The organism is Mycolicibacterium baixiangningiae (genome assembly GCF_016313185.1).
In the GTDB taxonomy this organism is placed as follows: domain Bacteria; phylum Actinomycetota; class Actinomycetes; order Mycobacteriales; family Mycobacteriaceae; genus Mycobacterium; species Mycobacterium baixiangningiae.
This window is the reverse complement of record NZ_CP066218.1, coordinates 2,745,695-2,764,631: the sequence shown is the minus strand read 5'-3', so window position 1 is coordinate 2,764,631 and position 18,937 is coordinate 2,745,695. Positions and strand designations below refer to the sequence as shown.

16 protein-coding genes and 1 pseudogene are annotated in these 18,937 nt (G+C 68.1%); 9 read left to right on the top strand and 8 right to left on the bottom strand.

The features are described 5' to 3' along the window. Positions 1 to 47 precede the first annotated feature (47 nt). The 4 genes from I7X18_RS12875 to infC all read right to left on the bottom strand — a co-directional run bounded on the left by I7X18_RS12875 (position 48) and on the right by infC (position 2,107). Entirely contained in the window at positions 48 to 794 is a 747-nt protein-coding gene (locus tag I7X18_RS12875; protein WP_193047624.1) for a TrmH family RNA methyltransferase, read from the bottom strand. A 62-nt stretch (positions 795 to 856) separates the two neighbouring features. After that, the gene (gene rplT, locus I7X18_RS12870) at positions 857 to 1,246 is read right to left on the bottom strand and encodes a 50S ribosomal protein L20 (protein WP_193047573.1); all 390 of its coding nucleotides are present in this window, start codon (positions 1,244 to 1,246) and stop codon (positions 857 to 859) included. A 46-nt stretch (positions 1,247 to 1,292) separates the two neighbouring features. Beyond that, the gene (rpmI, locus tag I7X18_RS12865) at positions 1,293 to 1,487 is read right to left on the bottom strand and encodes a 50S ribosomal protein L35 (RefSeq protein WP_193047572.1); all 195 of its coding nucleotides are present in this window, start codon (positions 1,485 to 1,487) and stop codon (positions 1,293 to 1,295) included. Between the two features lie 35 nt (positions 1,488 to 1,522). Beyond that, the gene (gene infC / locus I7X18_RS12860; RefSeq protein WP_232375498.1) at positions 1,523 to 2,107 is read right to left on the bottom strand and encodes a translation initiation factor IF-3; all 585 of its coding nucleotides are present in this window, start codon (positions 2,105 to 2,107) and stop codon (positions 1,523 to 1,525) included. 252 nt (positions 2,108 to 2,359) lie between these two features. Here infC and I7X18_RS12855 point away from each other — a divergent pair, with 252 nt between their 5' ends. From I7X18_RS12855 to I7X18_RS12830, 6 genes are read left to right on the top strand one after another with little or no spacing between them, the layout of a single operon-like run. Then, positions 2,360 to 2,719, top strand: a complete 360-nt coding sequence (locus I7X18_RS12855) for a DUF1844 domain-containing protein (protein WP_193047571.1) — start codon at positions 2,360 to 2,362, stop codon at positions 2,717 to 2,719. A 45-nt stretch (positions 2,720 to 2,764) separates the two neighbouring features. Continuing rightward, the gene (gene lysX / locus I7X18_RS12850) at positions 2,765 to 6,067 is read left to right on the top strand and encodes a bifunctional lysylphosphatidylglycerol synthetase/lysine--tRNA ligase LysX (RefSeq protein ID WP_193047570.1); all 3,303 of its coding nucleotides are present in this window, start codon (positions 2,765 to 2,767) and stop codon (positions 6,065 to 6,067) included. A gap of 39 nt (positions 6,068 to 6,106) precedes the next feature. Then, on the top strand, positions 6,107 to 7,468 hold the full coding sequence (locus I7X18_RS12845) for an alpha/beta hydrolase (protein WP_193047569.1): 1,362 nt from the start codon (positions 6,107 to 6,109) through the stop codon (positions 7,466 to 7,468). A 31-nt stretch (positions 7,469 to 7,499) separates the two neighbouring features. Next, complete coding sequence (locus tag I7X18_RS12840) at positions 7,500 to 7,787, top strand: hypothetical protein (RefSeq protein ID WP_193047568.1); 288 nt, start codon at positions 7,500 to 7,502, stop codon at positions 7,785 to 7,787. 3 nt (positions 7,788 to 7,790) lie between these two features. After that, on the top strand, positions 7,791 to 8,957 hold the full coding sequence (locus I7X18_RS12835) for a winged helix DNA-binding domain-containing protein (RefSeq protein ID WP_193047622.1): 1,167 nt from the start codon (positions 7,791 to 7,793) through the stop codon (positions 8,955 to 8,957). 51 nt (positions 8,958 to 9,008) lie between these two features. Then, positions 9,009 to 10,481, top strand: a complete 1,473-nt coding sequence (locus I7X18_RS12830) for a flavin-containing monooxygenase (protein WP_193047567.1) — start codon at positions 9,009 to 9,011, stop codon at positions 10,479 to 10,481. Here the strand turns inward: I7X18_RS12830 and uvrA are convergent. Next, positions 10,471 to 13,365, bottom strand: a complete 2,895-nt coding sequence (gene uvrA, locus I7X18_RS12825; protein ID WP_193047566.1) for an excinuclease ABC subunit UvrA — start codon at positions 13,363 to 13,365, stop codon at positions 10,471 to 10,473. The genes I7X18_RS12830 and uvrA overlap by 11 nt on opposite strands. Positions 13,366 to 13,451: 86 nt before the next feature. Between uvrA and I7X18_RS12820 the strand changes: the two genes are divergently transcribed. Continuing rightward, positions 13,452 to 14,129 (top strand): MBL fold metallo-hydrolase, encoded by a 678-nt coding sequence (locus I7X18_RS12820; protein ID WP_193047565.1) that lies wholly within the window; start codon positions 13,452 to 13,454, stop codon positions 14,127 to 14,129. 3 nt (positions 14,130 to 14,132) lie between these two features. On the opposite strand, the gene I7X18_RS12815 is transcribed toward I7X18_RS12820, so the two are convergent. Both I7X18_RS12815 and I7X18_RS12810 read right to left on the bottom strand, forming a co-directional pair. Beyond that, a complete protein-coding gene (locus I7X18_RS12815) occupies positions 14,133 to 15,434 on the bottom strand; it encodes a cytochrome P450 (protein WP_193047564.1) in 1,302 nt (433 codons plus the stop codon). An 80-nt stretch (positions 15,435 to 15,514) separates the two neighbouring features. Further along, complete coding sequence (locus I7X18_RS12810; protein WP_193047563.1) at positions 15,515 to 15,961, bottom strand: universal stress protein; 447 nt, start codon at positions 15,959 to 15,961, stop codon at positions 15,515 to 15,517. A 378-nt stretch (positions 15,962 to 16,339) separates the two neighbouring features. Between I7X18_RS12810 and I7X18_RS29960 the strand changes: the two are divergent. Further along, a pseudogene (locus I7X18_RS29960) lies at positions 16,340 to 16,444 on the top strand (uracil-DNA glycosylase family protein); the annotation flags it as partial. A 127-nt stretch (positions 16,445 to 16,571) separates the two neighbouring features. On the opposite strand, the gene I7X18_RS12805 reads toward I7X18_RS29960, so the two are convergent. Then, complete coding sequence (locus tag I7X18_RS12805; RefSeq protein WP_232375468.1) at positions 16,572 to 17,429, bottom strand: acyl-CoA thioesterase; 858 nt, start codon at positions 17,427 to 17,429, stop codon at positions 16,572 to 16,574. 145 nt (positions 17,430 to 17,574) lie between these two features. Between I7X18_RS12805 and I7X18_RS12800 the strand changes: the two genes are divergently transcribed. Next, positions 17,575 to 18,906: a sensor histidine kinase gene (locus I7X18_RS12800; protein WP_193047562.1), complete on the top strand. Its 1,332-nt coding sequence runs from the start codon at positions 17,575 to 17,577 to the stop codon at positions 18,904 to 18,906. Positions 18,907 to 18,937 lie beyond the last annotated feature (31 nt).

Here is an 18,937-nt window from a genome sequence, read left to right as displayed (position 1 = left end):
CCCTCGACGGCGTTTCGCGGATGAAATTGCACAGCGGGGACCCGCGGTCAGCGTGAGCGCAGCGCGCGGGCGCTCTGGTAGAGGCAGATCGCCGCGGCGGCAGCGACGTTGAGACTCTCGGCGCTGCCCGCCATCGGAATGGTCACGCGGGCGTCGGCCAGCGCGGCGACCTCGGGCGCGAGTCCGTGAGCTTCGGCGCCGAACAACCACGCCGTCGGCGCGTCCAGGGCCGCGTCGTCCAGGCTTACCTCCCCGTCCAGGGTGGTGGCCAACACCGTCAACCCGGCGTCGCGCAACGCCGCGATCAACGCGGCGGTATCCGGGGCCTGGATGACCGGAATGCCGAAGATGCTGCCCGCCGACGCGCGAAGACACTTCCCGTTGTAGGGGTCGACGCTGTTGCCGGCCAGGATCACCGCGTCGGCGCCCATCGCATCGGCGAGCCGGATCAGCGTGCCCGCATTGCCGGGCTCCGACGTCTCAACCGCGACCGCCACCAGCCGGGGCGTCTTGGCCAGCACCTCAGGTAGCGACACCTCGGGCATCTCGCACACCGCCACGAGGCCGACGGGGGTCACGGTGTCCGACAATGCTTTCGCCGCGCGTTCGGTGACCAGGTGGACGTCTGTGTCACCGAGTAACGCCGCGAAGCGCTGCGCCGCGTTCTCCGTGGCGAAGACCTCGGAGACGACTCCGCGCCGCAACGCGGCCTCGATGAGGTTCGGCCCCTCGGCGAGGAAACGTGCGGCGCGGACGCGACCGACGTGTCGGTGAAGTTTGACCGCTGCCGCCACCCGGGTGGAGCGCTCGTTGAACAGCGACATCTCCCGGGTCGCTTCGCTCCTGCCCTCCGGACTCAGGCGGCCTCTCCGGAGGGCGCGTTGACGTCCTCGGGCAGCGCGGCCTTGGCGGCCTCCGCCAATGCGGTGAACGCGGCGGCGTCGCTGACGGCGATCTCCGCGAGGTTCTTGCGGTCGACCTCGATGCCGGCGGCCTTGAGGCCCTGGATCAGCCGGTTGTAGGTGATGCCGTTGGCGCGTGCCGCGGCGTTGATCCGCGAGATCCACAGCTTGCGGAAGTCACCCTTGCGTGCCCGCCGGTCGCGGTAGGCGTAGGTGAGTGAATGCAGCTGCTGCTCTTTGGCCTTGCGGTACAGGCGAGACCGCTGACCGCGGTAGCCCTTGGAGGCCTTGAGAATCGTGCGGCGCTTCTTCTGGGCATTGACTGCGCGTTTGACGCGTGCCATGGGTGGTTCCTAACTCGTGCGGACTGGAAAGGTCGGGTTCGTCGCTCTAGCCGTTGAGCATCTTTTTGATGCGCGGGGCGTCGTTGGCCGACACCTCCGTGCGGCCCGCGAGGCGACGGGTGCGCTTCGTGGGCTTGTGCTCCATCAGGTGGCGCCGATTTGCCTTCTGGCGCACGATCTTTCCGGTGCCGGTGCGCCGGAAGCGCTTGGACGCGCCGCTGTGGGTCTTGGCCTTGGGCATGGGTGTCCTCTTGATTCTGTTCGGTTCGGGCAGTACTACGTGACGTCCGGGCCAGGGGCCGACTCACGGGGACGTTCGGCTTGCTCCGCCGCTTTTGCACGAGTCTTCGCACCGCGATGCGGGGCCAGCACCATCGTCATGTTGCGACCGTCTTGCTTCGCGGACGTCTCGACGAAGCCGTACTCGGCGACGTCGGCGCCCAGGCGTTGCAGGAGCCGGAAACCCAGTTCGGGCCTCGACTGCTCACGTCCGCGGAACATGATCGTCACCTTGACCTTCGACCCCGCCTCGAGGAAGCGGATGACGTGACCCTTCTTGGTCTCGTAATCGTGCGGGTCGATCTTGGGACGGAGCTTCTGCTCCTTGACGACGGTCTGCTGCTGGTTCTTGCGAGACTCGCGCGCCTTCTGTGCCGTCTCGTATTTGAACTTGCCGTAGTCCATGATCTTGCAAACCGGCGGCTTGGCGTCCGGTGCAACTTCGACAAGGTCGAGATCGGCATCCGCGGCGACGCGGAGTGCATCTTCGATGCGCACTATGCCTACCTGCTCACCGCCCGGTCCGATAAGGCGAACTTCAGGTACGCGAATGCGCTCGTTGACACGGGTCTCAGTGCTGATGGGGCCTCCTATGTTGTGTTCTCCTGGGAGTCCACTGGCCCATCCGCAACTGCCCGTGAGAGCAGGAAGGCCCTGCACTGCAGGGCCCGTTGCCGACCGATCACGGCATTCGCCGCCTGCGCTCGCGCACAGAACCGGCATACTCGATGCCGGTGACCGGACCGCTGTACCTGTGAGGCCAGCGGTGGGAGTGGGACTCCACTTACTGTCCTGGCGTCAGCCAGGACGGTCGCGCATGCCAGTCTAGCAGGCATGACCGATGATCCAAGCACAGGCGAGATCGACGCCACCGACGTCCGCGAGCTGGGAGACATTCCCGCCGTCGAGGTGATCACCCGCTCCGCGGTGATGCTGATGAGTGCGGCGGCCGAGAAGCTGGGGCTCTCGGACGAGGATCCCGACGACAGCCCGCGCCGGGACCTGGATGAAGCCCGCCGGCTGATCACCGCGCTGGCCGGACTGGTGACGGCCTCCGTGGAGTACCTGGGCCCGCACGCCGGACCCGTGCGTGACGGTCTCAAGACGCTGCAGCTGGCGTTCCGCGAAGCCAGCGTCGCCCCCGATGAACCCGGTAAGGGTCCCGGCGAGAAGTACACCGGGCCGGTCTGGTGATCACGTCCCCACATTCGGCGCCCTGAGCGAATATTCTCCCCGCCTATGACCCTCACCAGCCCACCGAGGGCGCGCGCCGCCTCCCGCTACTCCTGGGTCCCCGCGGCCGCCGGGTGGACCGTCGGCGTCATCGCCACCTTGTCGCTGATCGCCAGCGTCTCGCCGCTGGTGCGGTGGGTCATCCGGGTGCCCCGCGAGTTCGTCAACGACTACATCTTCAACTTCCCCGACACCAGCTTCGCGTGGGCGTTCGTGCTGGCCTTGCTGGCGGGTGCGCTCGCGGCCCGCAAACGAATCGCCTGGTGGATCCTGCTGCTGTACATGGTGGCCGCGGCCGGCTGGAACATCGTCGACCTGCTGGCCGGCGACGAATCCGTGGTGGAAGAGAGCGGCGAGGTCATCGGACTCGCCTTCCACGTCGCCGCGATCGCGTTCCTGCTGCTGGCGCGTCCGTTGTTCTGGGCCCGGGTGCGCCGCGGGGCGCTGTTCAAAGCGGCCGGAGCGCTCGCCGCCGGCATGGCCGTCGGTGTCCTCGTCGGCTGGGGACTGCTCGAACTGTTCCCCGGCACCCTCGAACGTGACTACCGGCTGGCGTACGCCGCCAACCGCGTCTTCGCCTTCGCCGGCGTCGATCCGGACGCGTTCGACGGTCAGCATCCGCACGTGATCATCAACGCGCTGCTCGGCCTCTTCGGTGCGCTGGCGCTGATGGTCGCGGCGATCGTGCTGTTCCAGTCGCAGCGATCGGAGAACGCGCTCACCGGCGAAGACGAGTCGGCCATTCGCGGCCTGCTCGAGCTGTACGGCAAGAACGACTCGCTGGGTTATTTCGCCACCCGCCGGGACAAGTCCGTGGTCTTCGCGCCCAGCGGACGTGCGGCGATCACCTACCGCGTCGAGGTCGGGGTGTGTCTGGCCAGCGGGGACCCGGTGGGCGATCCGAAGGCCTGGCCGCAGGCGATCGGCGCATGGCTGGCGCTGTGTGAGACATACGGGTGGGCGCCCGGCGTGATGGGCGCCAGCGTGAGCGGGGCGGAGGCGTACCGCGCGGCCGGTCTCAGCGCGATCCAGCTCGGCGACGAGGCGATCCTGCATCCGGACAGCTTCCGGCTCTCGGGCCCCGACATGCGTGCGGTGCGCCAGGCCGTCACGCGGGCCCGCCGCGCCGGCGTGACCGTCCGCATCCGCAGACACCGGGAACTCTCGGAAGACCAGATGGCCGAGGTGCTCGCCCATGCCGACGCCTGGCGCGACACCGAGACCGAACGCGGCTTCTCGATGGCGCTGGGCCGCCTGGGCGACCCGGCCGACGGCGACTGCCTGTTGGTGGAGGCCGTGCAGGGGGACCAGGTCGTTGCGATGCTCTCACTCGTCCCCTGGGGCAGCAACGGCGCTTCACTCGACCTGATGCGGCGCTCACCGCAGTCGCCCAACGGCACGATCGAGTTGATGGTCAGTGAACTGTGCCTGCAGGCCGAGGGCATCGGCGTCACCCGCATCTCGCTCAACTTCGCGATGTTCCGGTCCGCGTTCGAGCAGGGCGCTCAGCTCGGGGCGGGCCCGGTCGCTCGGCTGTGGCGCTGGCTGCTGGTCTTCTTCTCGCGGTGGTGGCAGCTCGAGACGCTGTACCGGTCGAACATGAAATACCAGCCCGAGTGGGTACCGCGGTACGCCTGCTACGAGGATGCGCGACTCATCCCCCGCGTCGGGGTGGCTTCGGTGATCGCCGAGGGCTTCCTGGTGCTGCCGTTCTCCCGGCGCAACAAACAGCACACCGGCCACCACACCTCCGCACCGCAGGACCTCGTCGCGAGCGGTCTGCTGCATCAGGACGGCAGCGCGCCCGACATGTCCGGTCTGCGTACCGACGCGGCTGACGACGAGCCCACCCGCTTGCCCGAGCAGGTACGGGTCCGGATGGCGAAGCTGAAGTCCCTGCAGGCCAGCGGAATCGACGCCTACCCGGTGGGTCAGGCGCCGAGCCACACCGCCGCGGCCGCACTCGACTCCCCCGACGACGTGGAGCTGAGCGTCGCCGGCCGGGTGCTGCGCATCCGCGACTACGGCGGCGTACTGTTCGCGCAGTTGCGCGACTGGTCAGGGGAAGTCCAACTGCTGCTCGACAATTCGGTGCTCGAACAGGGCGCCACTGCCGATTTCACCGCAGCCATCGACCTCGGCGACCTCATCGAGGCGACCGGGACCATGGGATACAGCAAGAACGGCACCCGCTCGCTGTTGGTGCGGCACTGGCGGCTCACCGGAAAGTGCCTGCGCCCGCTGCCGGACAAGTGGAAGGGCCTGACCGACCAGGAGGCCCGCGTCCGCGCCCGCTACGTCGACCTCGCGGTGAACACCGACGCACGCGACTTGATCCGGGCCCGCAGCGGTGTGTTGCACGCGATCCGGGACACGCTCTACCACAAGGGCTTCCTCGAGGTCGAGACACCGATCCTGCAGCAGATCCACGGCGGGGCCAACGCGCGCCCGTTCCTGACCCACATCAACGCCTACGACCTCGACCTGTACCTGCGGATCGCACCCGAGCTGTATCTCAAGCGCCTCTGCGTGGGTGGCGTCGAGCGGGTCTTCGAACTGGGCCGCGCCTTCCGCAACGAGGGCGTCGACTTCTCGCACAACCCCGAATTCACGCTGCTGGAGGCGTATCAGGCGCATGCCGACTACAACGTGTGGATCGACGGCTGCCGCGAGCTGATCCAGAACGCCGCCATGGCCGCCAACGGCGAACACGTGTTCCAGCGCCCGCGCGACGACGGGGCGCTCGAACCCGTGGACATCTCAGGACAGTGGACCGTCAAGACCGTCCACGACGCGGTGTCCGAGGCGCTCGGCGAACACATCGACGCCGGCACCGACCTGCCGACGCTGCGCAAGCTCGCCGATGCGGCAGGCATCCCCTACCTCACCCATTGGGACGAAGGGGCCGTCGTGCTCGAGATGTACGAGCACCTGGTCGAGGACCGCACCGAGAAGCCGACGTTCTACAAGGACTTCCCGACCTCGGTGTCCCCACTCACCCGACCGCACCGCAGCATTCCCGGCGTGGCCGAGCGGTGGGATCTCGTCGCATGGGGGGTCGAATTGGGCACCGCCTACAGCGAACTCACCGATCCGGTGGAGCAACGCCGGCGACTCCAGCAGCAATCGTTGCTCGCCGCTGGCGGCGATCCGGAGGCGATGGAACTCGACGAGGACTTCCTGCAGGCAATGGAATACGCCATGCCGCCCACCGGCGGGCTGGGCATGGGTGTCGACCGGGTCGTCATGCTCATCACGGGCCGCAGCATCCGGGAGACGCTGCCGTTCCCGCTGGCCAAACCGCGTTAGCAGGCAACGCACAGCGCTCCCCAAGGTGCGGCGACCACCATGTCAGGCGTGAGCCTGGCCGAATTGCTGCGCCATCATCTGTCCCTCATGCACGGTTGGATACCGGCCACCGCGCAGATCGCCGCTGCCCTCATGCTGGCCGTGGCCATCGCCCGGCGGACCCGGCGCTGGTGGTTGCTCTGGGTGCCGTGGGCGGTGTTCGTCGGGGCGATATCCGCCGTCATCGCGTACTGGTACGTCATCTCCCAGGGCCTCGCCGGTGATCCCGCCCCGAGAGCCCTCTGGCTGTGGATCGGCCTGTCGGGAACCGCGCTCGCGGTCCTGTGCGCCGGGTGGCGCCGGGCGGCATGGTGGCGCCGCGGCGTGTCACTGGCTGCCGTGCCGATATGCCTTGTAGCCGTGGCATTCTCGGTGAACGCGTGGACCGGTTACTTCCCCACGGTGCCGATCGCGTGGAACCAGCTGACCGCGGGACCGCTGCCCGACCAGACCGACGAGGCGACCGTCGCCGCCATGCTGGAACGGCACGTCGTTCCAGCGGACGGCACCGTCGTTCCGATCGAGATCGCCGATACCGCATCCGGTTTCCGGCACCGGGGTGAGCTCGTCTACCTCCCGCCGGCCTGGTACGCCAGCAATCCCCCGCCGCGACTGCCGGCGGTGCTGATGATCGGCGGTGAGTTCAACACCCCCGCCGACTGGGTGCGCGCGGGCAACGCCGTGGCGACCGCGGACGCATTCGCCGCCGCACACCACGGTTACGCGCCGGTGCTGGTGTTCGCAGACGCAGGCGGCGCGTTCAACAACGACACCGAATGCGTCGACGGCAGCCGTGGGAATAGCGCCGATCACCTCACCGAAGATGTTCGGCCGTATGTGATCTCGCACTTCGGGGTGAGCGCAGACCGTTCGGACTGGGGTGTCGTCGGGTGGTCGATGGGTGGGACGTGCGCCGTCGACCTCAGCGTGATGCATCCCGAGCTGTTCAGCGCCTTCGAGGACATCGCCGGCGACCTGTCACCCAACGCGGGCACGAAGGCGCAGACGATCGCCCGACTCTACGGCGGCAACGCGGCGGCCTGGGCCGCCTACGACCCGACGACCGTGATGACCCGGCACGGGCACTACACCGATGTCGCCGGCTGGTTCGACACCAACACGGCGGGTCCCGAGCAGACGGCGGCCGCCTCCACTCTGTGCGCGCTCGGCGCCGCCAACGGGATCACCTGCACCGTCGCGGTGCAGCCCGGTATGCACGACTGGCCGTTCGCCGACCACGCGTTCGCGGCGGCGCTGCCGTGGCTGGCCGGGCGACTCGGCACCCCCGGGGTGGCGCCGACACCGCTGCCCGAGTCGCCGGTCACGGCGCCGGTCGTGCAGGCCGCCGCGCACGTCCACTGATACCGTCACCCACCGCGAGTACGGTGACGACATGGCCGACGAACCGCAGCCTGCGCCGGAACCCACTCCCGTGCCGCCGCCTCCGCCCGCCGAAGCTCTCGACACCGGGTACACCCCCGGTGGTGTGCCGACGTTCGAGTCGGTGCGCGAGAAGATCGAGGGCCGCTACGGGTCCGCGGTGGGCGCCGCCGAACTGGCCGCCGAGACCCCGGAGGGCCGCTCCGCCGACGAACAGTACGAGGAGCGGCAGCGGGCCGCCGCCGAACGGCTGGAACAGATCCGTGCCCAGATGCACGGCGATCACGGCGAAAAGGACTGAGCGCTGCGTTCTTTCACGCCCGTCGAACGCAGGGCCAGGCTGGGCCGTCGACATTTCCTCACCGCTGAGTCCCGCGCCGCGGATATCGACGAGGTGGTCACGAAGATGGTCGGGTTGCATGCCACCGATCCGGCCACCCCGTACCTGACGCTGTGGGCGCGGGTACCGGGGTTCGGTCGCGATCACCTCCACACCGCCCTGTATGACAGCAGAAGCGTGGTGAAACACCTCGCGATGCGACGGACGCTGTGGATGGTGCGCAGCTGCGACCTGCCGACGATCCAAACGGTGTCCAGCGATCGCGTCGCAGCCGACGAACGCAGGCGCCTGATCGCCGACGCCGAGAAGTCGGCCGTGGCCCCCGACGGGGCGGTCTGGCTCGACACCGCATGCGCGGCCGTGCTGGAACATCTGCGCCGGCACGGGCCCACCAGTGCGCGGGAGTTGCGCGCGGCGCTGCCCGAACTGGCGGGCAGTCACGACCCGGCCCCAGGAAAGAACTGGGGCGGCACGACGCCGCTGGCCCCGCGGGTGCTGACGGTGCTGGGTGTGCGCGGCGACATCGTCCGCGGCCCGAACGACGGCGGGTGGGCGGTCAGTCGTCCGCGGTGGACCCTGCGGGAGCACTGGCTCGACGGCGGTGACGCGCACGTGCCGGCCGACCAGGGCGCGCTCGACATCGTCGGCCGCTGGCTGCGGACGTTCGGTCCGGCCACCGCGACTGACGTCAAGTGGTGGTTCGGCCACACCCTCACCTGGGCGCGACAGACGCTGCGGGGGCTCGGCGCCGTCGAGGTGGACCTGCACGGCGGCATCGGCTACGTCCTCCCCGACGATCTGGACTCCGAACCCGAACCCGAACCGTGGGCGGCGCTGCTGCCGGGACTCGACGTGACGACGATGGGCTGGTTCGACCGTGACTGGTACCTCGGTGAGCACCGCGCGGAGGTCTTCGACCGCAACGGCAACGGCGGCCCGACTGCGTGGTGGAACGGCCGCATCGTGGGCGGTTGGGGCCAGGACGGAGACGGCAGGGTGGTGGTGCGCCTGCTGGAAGACGTGGGTCGCGACGGCGCGACGGCGCTCACGCGACGTGCCGACGAACTGAGCGCATGGTTGAACGGTGCGCGGGTGAGCCCGCGATTCCCGTCGCCGGTGATGAAAGCGTGATCGGAACGCATCGGGTTGGCTAACCTTCACCCACCGACGGAAGGGGTTGCAGTGAAGATCGCGATCATCGGCAGCGGGTTCTCGGGCCTCGGCGCCGCGATCCGACTGCAGGAGGCGGGCCACCGCGACTTCGTCGTCTTCGAGCGGGGCCCCGATGTCGGCGGGACGTGGCGGGACAACACGTATCCGGGCGCGGCATGTGACGTGCCGTCGCACCTCTACTCGTATTCCTTTGCGCTCAACCCGAATTGGACCCGATCCTTCTCCACCCAGCCCGAGATCGAGACGTATCTGCGCGGGGTGGCGCAGGGTTACGGGGTGCTCGACCGGCACCGGTTCGGGTGCAACGTCAGCCGCGCCGCGTGGAACCCGACCGAGTCGCGCTGGGAGTTGTCGACCGACTCAGGACCGGTCACCGCCGACGTCCTGATCACGGCATTCGGATCCCTGGCCGAACCATCGCTACCCGCCATCCCGGGGATCGAGTCGTTTGACGGCGAGATGTTCCATTCCGCACGGTGGAACCACGACGCAGACCTGGCGGGTAAACGCGTCGCGGTCATCGGCACCGGCGCATCGGCCATTCAGATCGTCCCCGCCATCGCCGACCAGGTCGCCCACCTCGACGTCTACCAGCGCACCGCACCGTGGCTGCTGCCGCGCTTCGACCGGCCCTTCACCCGCGCCGAACAGTGGGCGTTTCGCAACATCCCGGGCTTCCTGCGGCTCGCGCGCGCCGGCATCTACACCGGCCGGGAAGTCCAGGTGGTCGGCCTGGCGAAGAACCCGAACCTCATGAAGGGTTTCGAGTTGCTCTCCCGGGCGAAGATCCGGTCCGAGATCAAGGACCCCGCGCTTCGGCGCAAGGTCACCCCGAACTTCCGGATCGGTTGCAAGCGGATGCTGATCTCCAACGAGTGGTATCCGGCCCTGGACCGCGAGAACGTCGACCTGGTCACCGACGGGATTCAGGCCATCGACGGCCGCCGCATCATCGCGACGGACGGCACCGCTCGGGAGGTCGACGCCATCGTGGTGGCCACCGGCTTCCACGTCACCGATTCGCCGATGTTCGAGACCGTCTGCGGCGCCGACGGTGCCAGCCTGACCCAGAGATTCGCCGACAAGGGCATGCGGGCCTACAAAGGCACCACCATCGCCGGCTACCCGAACATGTTCATTCTCGTCGGCCCCAACACCGGCCTGGGGCACAGCTCGATGGTCTACATGATCGAGTCGCAGCTCAACTATGTCGTTGACGCCGTCAGCACCATGGAGAAGGAAGGGCTGCGCACCGTGGAGGTCAGGCAGGACGCGCTCGACACCTACAACGAACGGCTGCAGCGGGCGCTGCACGGTTCGGTGTGGATGACCGGCAAGTGCGCCAGCTGGTATCTCGACGCGCACGGCAACAACACCACGCTGTGGCCGGACTTCACGTTCCGGTTCCGCAACCAGACCCGCCGCTTCGACCTGGACGCCTACCAGGTGACGCGGGCGGCTGAACCGTCGCTCACGCGCTGACCTTGCGCCGTTTGCGGGTCGGCGCAGGCACCTCGAGCATCTCGGCCAGGAAGTGCCCGGTATAGCTGTTGGTGCTGGCCGCGACGTCTTCTGGCGTGCCCTCCGCCACCACGGTGCCGCCGCCGGCGCCACCCTCGGGCCCCATGTCGATGATCCAGTCCGAAGTCTTGATCACGTCGAGGTTGTGCTCGATGACGATCACGCTGTTGCCCTTGTCGACCAGGCCGTTGATCACCTTGAGCAGTTTGCGGATGTCCTCGAAGTGCAGCCCCGTCGTAGGCTCGTCGAGGATGTACACCGTGCGCCCGGTCGAGCGCTTCTGCAGTTCGGCGGCGAGCTTCACCCGCTGGGCCTCACCACCGGACAGCGTCGGCGCGGGCTGCCCAAGCCGCACATAGCCCAGACCGACGTCCACCAGCGTCTTGAGGTAGCGGTGGATCGAGCTGATCGGCTCGAAGAACGCGGCCGCGTCCTCGATCGACATGTCGAGCACCTCGGCGATGGTCTTGCCCTTGTAGTGCACCTCGAGCGTTTCCCGGTTGTACCGGGCGCCGTGGCACACCTCGCAGGGCACGTAGACGTCGGGCAGGAAGTTCATCTCGATCTTGATCGTGCCGTCACCCGAACACGCTTCGCAGCGGCCACCCTTGACGTTGAACGAGAACCGGCCCGGCTGATACCCGCGGACCTTGGCCTCGGTGGTGGCCGCGAACAGCGAACGGATCTTGTCGAACACGCCGGTGTAGGTGGCGGGGTTCGACCGCGGGGTCCGCCCGATCGGCGACTGGTCCACCCGCACCAGCTTGTCGAGCTGGTCGAGGCCGTTGATCCGGGTGTGTCGACCCGGGACCTGACGGGCCCCGTTGAGCTTGTTGGCCAGCACCGACGCGAGGATGTCGTTGACCAGCGTCGACTTACCCGAGCCCGACACCCCGGTCACCGACGTCAGCACCCCGAGCGGGAACGCGACGTCGACGTCCTTGAGGTTGTGCTCCCGCGCGCCGATCACGGTGAGTTGCCGTTTGCGGTCGATGGGACGACGGATCGCCGGCACCTCGATGCTCTCCCGGCCCGACAAATAGGCACCGGTCAATGATTCCTTGTTGCGCAGCAGGTCCTTGTAGGTGCCGCTGTGCACGATGCGTCCACCGTGTTCACCGGCCGCCGGACCGATGTCGACGACCCAGTCGGCGTGCGCGATGGTGTCGAGGTCGTGCTCGACGACGATCAGCGTGTTGCCGAGCTCGCGCAGCCGCGTCAGGGTGTCGATGAGCCGGCGGTTGTCGCGCTGGTGCAGCCCGATCGACGGCTCGTCGAGGACGTAGAGCACACCGACCAGCCCCGACCCGATCTGCGTGGCGAGGCGGATGCGTTGCGCCTCACCGCCGGACAGTGTGGCCGCGGCGCGCGACAGCGACAGGTAGTCGAGGCCGACGTCGAGCAGGAAGCCCAGCCGCGACTGGATCTCCTTGAGCACCTGACCGGCGATGGCCTGCTCACGCGGGCCGAGTGTCAGCGCGTTGAGGAAGCCGGCGCAGTCGGCGATGGACAGCTCCGCCACCTCGGCGATCGACTTCGCACCGTGATCTCCCGCGGCCAGTGTGACGGCGAGGATCTCGGGCTTGAGGCGTGTGCCGTCGCACTCCGGACAGGGCACGTCGCGCATGAAGCCCTCGTAGCGCTCCTTCATCTGCTCGGAGTCGGTCTGCTCCATTCGGCGCTGCAGGAACGCCATGACGCCTTCGAAGTCGGCGTAGTAGGAGCGGGTGCGGCCGTAGCGGTTGCGGTACTTGACGTGCACCTGCTCGTCGCAGCCCTCGAGGATGGCGCGGCGCACCTTGGCGGGCAGCTTCTTCCACGGGGTGTCGACGTCGAAGCCCAGCGACTCCCCCAGACCCGTCAGCATCCGGGTGAAGTACTCGGCGGTCTGGCCCATCGACCACGGGGCGATGGCACCCTCAGCCAGCGTCAGATCCGGATCCGGGATGACGAGTTCGGGGTCGACCTCCTTGCGGACGCCGAGGCCGGCGCACTCCGGGCAGGCGCCGTACGGAGAGTTGAACGAGAACGACCGCGGCTCCAGGTCGTCGACGGCGAGCGGGTGGCCGTTCGGGCAGGCCAGCTTCTCGGAGAACCGCTGCTCGCGATGCGGATGGTCGTCTTCGCGGTCGACGAACTCGAGCACCACGATGCCGTCGGCCAGGGTCAGCGCCGTCTCCACCGAGTCGGTCAGCCGCTGCTTGGCGGTGGACTTCACGGTGAGCCGGTCGACGACGACCTCGATGTCGTGCTTCTCCTGCTTTTTGAGCTTGGGTGGTTCGGTCAGGGGATAGACGACCCCGTCGACACGGACACGGCTGTACCCCTGCGTGTTGAGCTTCTCGAACAGGTCGACGAACTCCCCCTTGCGGGTGCGGACGACCGGGGCGAGCACCTGGAAACGCAGTCCCTCGTCCATGGCGAGGACCTGGTCGACGATCTGCTGCGGGGTCTGCCGCGCGATCTTCTCGCCGCACACTGGGCAGTGCGGCGAACCTGCCCGTGCGTAGAGCAGCCGCAGATAGTCGTAGACCTCGGTGATGGTGCCGACGGTGGACCGCGGGTTGCGGTTGGTCGACTTCTGGTCGATGGACACCGCCGGCGAAAGGCCTTCGATGAAGTCGACGTCGGGTTTGTCCATCTGCCCGAGGAACTGCCGGGCATACGCCGACAACGACTCGACGTAGCGGCGCTGTCCCTCGGCGAAGATCGTGTCGAACGCCAGGGATGACTTGCCCGACCCCGATAGGCCGGTGAACACGATCAGGGCGTCGCGCGGTAGGTCAAGGTCGACGCTTCGCAGGTTGTGCTCGCGCGCACCCTTGACGATCAGGCGGTCAGCCAACTCGGTCCTTCCGTGGCTCAGACATGGTCAACACACTTCGGTCCATGCTAGGTGTCCCTACCGACAAGCCCGTTACCGTGGCTCCCATGACAGTCGTCGACGACAACTACACGGGCCATGTCGAGACCCGGACCGCAGCCAGGCGCACTCTTCCCGGCGCGACGATCGTCAAGGTCTCGGTGGGTCCCATGGACAACAACGCGTACCTGGTGACGTGTTCCCGGACCGGCGAGACGCTACTCATTGATGCCGCCAACGACGCTGACGTGCTGCTCGAGCTGGTCGGGCAGCTCGCCCCGGCCGTCACACTGATCCTGACCAGCCACCAGCACTTCGACCACTGGCAGGCGCTGTCTGCGCTGGCCGAGGCGACGGGCGCCCCCACCGCCGCGCACGAACTCGACGCCGAACCGCTGCCGGTCACCCCGGACCGCTACCTCGCCGGTGGGGACACCCTGCGCGTCGGCGATCTCACATTCGACGTCATCCACCTGCGCGGCCACACCCCCGGCTCGGTCGCACTGGCCCTGCACGGCCCGGCCGCCGGTGACGCCGTCCACCTCTTCACCGGTGACTGCCTGTTCCCGGGCGGCGTCGGAAAGACATGGCAGCCCGGTGATTTCGAACAGTTGCTAGACGACGTCAGCAGCAGGGTGTTCGACGTCTACCCCGACTCCACGGTCGTCTATCCCGGGCACGGGGACGACACCACGCTGGGTGCCGAGCGGCCACACCTCGCCGAGTGGCGCGAACGCGGGTGGTGAGGCTCACACCGTCCAGGCGACCGGCAGCCGTTTGATGCCGTGCACGAACGCCGACCGCAGAATGGCCGGCTCCGCCGTAGCGACGATGTCGGGCACCTGGCGGCGCAGTTCGGAGTAGAGCACCCGGATCTCGCGGCGGGCGAGGTTCGCGCCGAGACAGAAATGCGCACCGCCGGCGCCGAACCCGATCTGCGGATTGGGGTCGCGGGTGACGTCGAACATCCACGGATTGGCGAACTTTCGTTCGTCACGGTTGGCGGAGTTGTACCACATGGACACCTTGTCGCCCGCCCTCATCTGTACGCCGCTCAACTCGACGTCCTCGGTGAGGTTGCGGCGCATGAAGATGATCGGTGACCCCCAGCGGACGATCTCCTCTACGGCGGTCGGCGCGACGGCGTCGAAATCATCCCACCACCTGCTGCGCTGTTCGGGATAGCGGGTCAGCGCGACGAGTCCGTGGCTGATCGCGTTGCGGGTGGTCTCGTTGCCCGCGGCCGACAGCAGGATGAAGAACGAGCCGATCTCGGCCGACGTGAGCCGTTCCCCGTCGACCTCGGCGCGCACCAGGTTGGTGGTCAAATCGTCAGTGGGACGGGCCCGCCGGTCCTCCGCGAGCGCCACTCCGTATTCCCCGAGTCCGAGCACGGCGCCGACGATGGTGTCGTGGTCGGGTGCGACCTCCTCGTCGGCGCCGCCCAGGATGATCGAGGTCCAGTGGAAGACCTTCTCCTCGTCTTCTTCGGGGATTCCCATCATGTCGCAGATGATCTGCAGCGGGAACGGGCCGGCCACGGACGAGACGAAGTCGGCGCATCCGTCGGGGTGGTGTTCGACGAGGTCGGTGACCAGGCGGCGGGCCCGGTCGCGCACGCTCTGCTCGATCCGCGTCAGCATCTTCGGAGTGAAGGCGCGGTTGACGATCGAGCGCAGCCGCAGATGACGCGGATCGTCCAGCGAAATCATCGATCCCACGTATTCGGCGATCTCGGCGGTGACGTCGTTGAGCGCGGTGCTGGTCGGGATCGAGCTGAAGACCTCCGGGTGCCTGCTGGCGTGGTGGACGTCGTCGAATCTCGTCAGCGCCCAATGTCCGCGCCCCGCGGCGAACCCGGCGTACTCCGGGACCTCGAACCACGATATCGGGGCTTCTCTGCGCAGCGTGGCGAACGCCCCGTCGCGGCGGTCGTCGTCCCACTCCCAGAAGTCCAGGGTGCCGAGGTCGATGTCCCCGAGCGGTATGTGCGGCGGCGGCGCGCCGTTCTCGCGAGGGCCGATACCGGTGAGATGCAGTGTCGTCGTCATGCCCGACCTCCCAGTCAGCCCGAGTGTGGCACTCGGACCGACCGCGGGGGTCAGGAATGAACGAGGTCAGACAAAGAGATCTAGGGCGTGGTGTGCACGATGAGGACGTCGGTCTTGGAGCGCCGCGCGACGTTGGCGGGCACCGAACCGAGCAGCCGTCCGGCGATGGTGCTCAGCCCGACGTTGCCGACCACGAGCAGATCGGCCTTGACCTCTGCGGCCAGGTCGACGAGTGCGTCGACGGGTGCCCCGACGATGGCCTTCTCTTCGATGTTCTCGGCGCCTGCGGCCTTGGCGCGGTCGCGGGCCTCACGCAGGATGGCGTAGATCGGGGCGTTCCCCGACATCTTGTAGCCCTCGTCCTTGAGGACGTCGGCGGCGCGCTGATCCTCGCTCTGCGGGAAGTAGGCGGTCGTGACGATCAGCTTGGCGCCCGACCCCGCAGCGATCTGGCCCGCGCGGTCGACTGCCCGCAGCGACGAATCCGATCCGTCTGTGCCGACCACCACGGTGCGATAGGCGCTCATCCGTACCCTCCCAGTGTCATTTGCAAAGCCACCCGAGACAGTAACGCGTCGCTCTACGAACCCGGGTGCTATTGGCGACACCCGGCGAGCCAGACCAGTGTGGCCATCGGTCTTTTACCGGCACTGATGTTAGCCTCCGGCAACTGGTCTGCGGGCGCCACAGTGACCGAGTCGTCCTACGGCACCGCCGCCGGGCGTCGTCGCATCGCGTCCGCGGGGTGATCCAGATCAACCCGGGCCCAGCGACTTCCGCGTTCAACCGGGTGGCGACTCGCTCCGACGGGTAGTGCACAACCTGCCGACGACGATGCCCGGTGCCGACGGGTTCTCCCCCGACACTCGCGACCTGTCGGTCCTCGCCGACGCGGCACATGCGTGCAGCCCGGCGATCAGGAGGACAAAGGCGGAGCACCGTTCGTCGGCCCCGCGGGCAGGTTGCTCGACAAGGCACTCGCGGCAGCGGGAATCGACCGGGACAGGGTGTAGGTCCCGGTCGCCGTGAAGCACTTCACGTTATGCAAAAAACTCTGTCGGGTAACGATTTCCGCTTGACCGCACACCGGGGCGAGGTGCTGAGTATGTGAGGTCGGTGACGGCATATCCCCCGCGGTCATTCCTGGCGGTCGCGGCCGAAGTAGATCTCCTGGGTGGCGGTGCAGACGAGCGCGCCGGTCCGGTTGTACATCGTGGCGGTGGCCAGTCCGCGACCATGTACGCCGCTGGGAGAGACCGCGTCGGAGAGCACCCAATCGGTCAGGTCGGCTGGTCGGTGAAACCACACGGCGTGGTCGATCAGCGCCGAGAACGCGTTCAGCGGGGTGGTCCGCCGCACCACCATCGCCGTCTCGAGCAGCGTGGTGCCCGACACGTATGTCAGGAGGCAACTGTTGAGAATCGGGTCAGCGGGAACCGGTTCGGCGGGACGCCACCACAAGCGGATTCGCGGCGACGCTTCCGGCTGATCGAGAGCCAGACGCGGCGGCGGGTCGACGTAGCGCAGGTCGAGCGGTTGCGGTCGCACCCAGTGCCCACGGTGGTCGTCCGCGTAGGCGCTCAACTGCTCCTGCACCGACGACAGTGACTCCGGCGACGGCACGTCGGGCATCTGCTGCTGGTGTTCGAAGCTGTCGAGCGGTGCGGTGAACGACGCGAGCGCTTCGAGGAGCACCTGGTCGTCCTGGCGGGCCAGCACCCGCCGCGACGAGAGCACACCACCGTCGCGCAGCCGGGTGACCTCGAACTGCACCGGCCGCCGCGCGTCGCCTGCGCGCAGGAGATAGACGTGCATGCTGTGCGGGCTGCGGTCGGACGCCACCGTGCGGCTCGCCGACATGAGCGCCTGCGCCGCGACGTGCCCGCCGACGATGTGGTGCGCCGGATTGTCCATCTGCGCCGCGGAGAACTCGTCGTCACCGATCTGTTCGACGTCGAGGGTCCTCAGGATGTCCGCGAGCGTCGGCCTCAGCACCGGGGCATCATGCCGGACGCCAGGACGTTCGGACGAACCGGTCAGGCAAGATGAGCGTTGTGGACAGCGCTGCGATACCTCTACGCCCGCCGGGCGTCGCGCAGTCAGCCCGATAGTGCGCGCCGAGGAGCGGCTGAGGCGATTCATGCCGGTGCCGATGCCGATCGTGTCGTTGCGCACCATCGTGATCGTGGCCGCGCTGTCGGTCGTCGTGCTGGTTCTGACCCTGGGCACCTGGGTGTGGATCGGCGTGACGAACGACCAGTACAGCCAACTGGATCGGGAGCTCGACTCCGTGACCAGTCTCGGCGATTTCAGTACCCTGCTGAACCCGGCGAACCCCAGCGACTCCGCGGCCAATCCGGCCCCCGACAGCACGCTGGTGCGGACCGCACGGATCGGCGGTGTGACGGTTTCGGTCCCCAAGGACATCGTGCTTCCGAAGCTCGATATCGGTTACGCCGACACCACGATCGACGGCGTCGAGTACCGGGTGCGCACGTTCGCCGCCGGGCCCGCCACCATCGCGCTGGGGTCCCCGCTGGCCGAGACGCAGCGCCGCATCGACCAGCTGCATCTGCGGGTGGTGCTGATCTGCGGCGGGGTCATCGCCGGCACGGTGGTCGTGGGCTGGGTGATGTGGCTGATCATGATCAACCCGTTCCGTCTGTTGGCGCAGCAGGCCCGCGCGATCAACGCGCAGTCCAAGCCAGAAGAGGTACAGGTCGGCGGCGTGTGGGAGGCGGCGGAGATCGCCGAGGCGGTCGAAGGCATGCTGGCGCGAATCGGCGAGGAACAGCAACGGACGAAGGCGGCGCTGGAATCCGCGCGCGACTTCGCCGCGGTGGCATCGCACGAGTTGCGGACGCCGCTGACGGCCATGCGCACCAACCTCGAAGTGCTCTCGACGCTCGACATGACCGACGAGCAGCGCAAAGAAGTGCTCAACGACGTGGTGCGAACACAGACCAGGATCGAGGCGACGCTGACCGCGCTCGAACGGTTGGCCCAAGGCGAGTTGATGACCGCCGACGATCACGTGCCCGTCGACATCACCGAACTGCTGGACCGTGCGGCGCACGATGCGGTGCGCAGCTACCCGAATCTCGACGTATCGCTGGTGCCGTCGGCGCCGGTGCGGATACTCGGTCTGCCCGCCGGGCTACGCCTGGTGATCGACAACGCGATCGCCAATGCGGTCAAGCACGGCGACGCCACGCAGATCCGGTTGAGCGCCATCCGATCTGGCGACGATGTGGAGATCGCGGTCGACGACAACGGCAGCGGTGTGCCCGAGCAGGAGCGAACGCTGGTCTTCGAGCGCTTCTCCCGCGGGTCGACGGCGTCTCGATCCGGTTCGGGTCTCGGCCTGGCACTTGTTGCCCAGCAGGCTGAATTGCACGGCGGCACCGCCTCTTTGGAGACCAGTCCGATGGGCGGCGCGCGTCTGCTGCTGCGGCTACCCGCCACCCGGTGAGCGCGTCGGGCCCGGCGTTGAGACGCCGGGC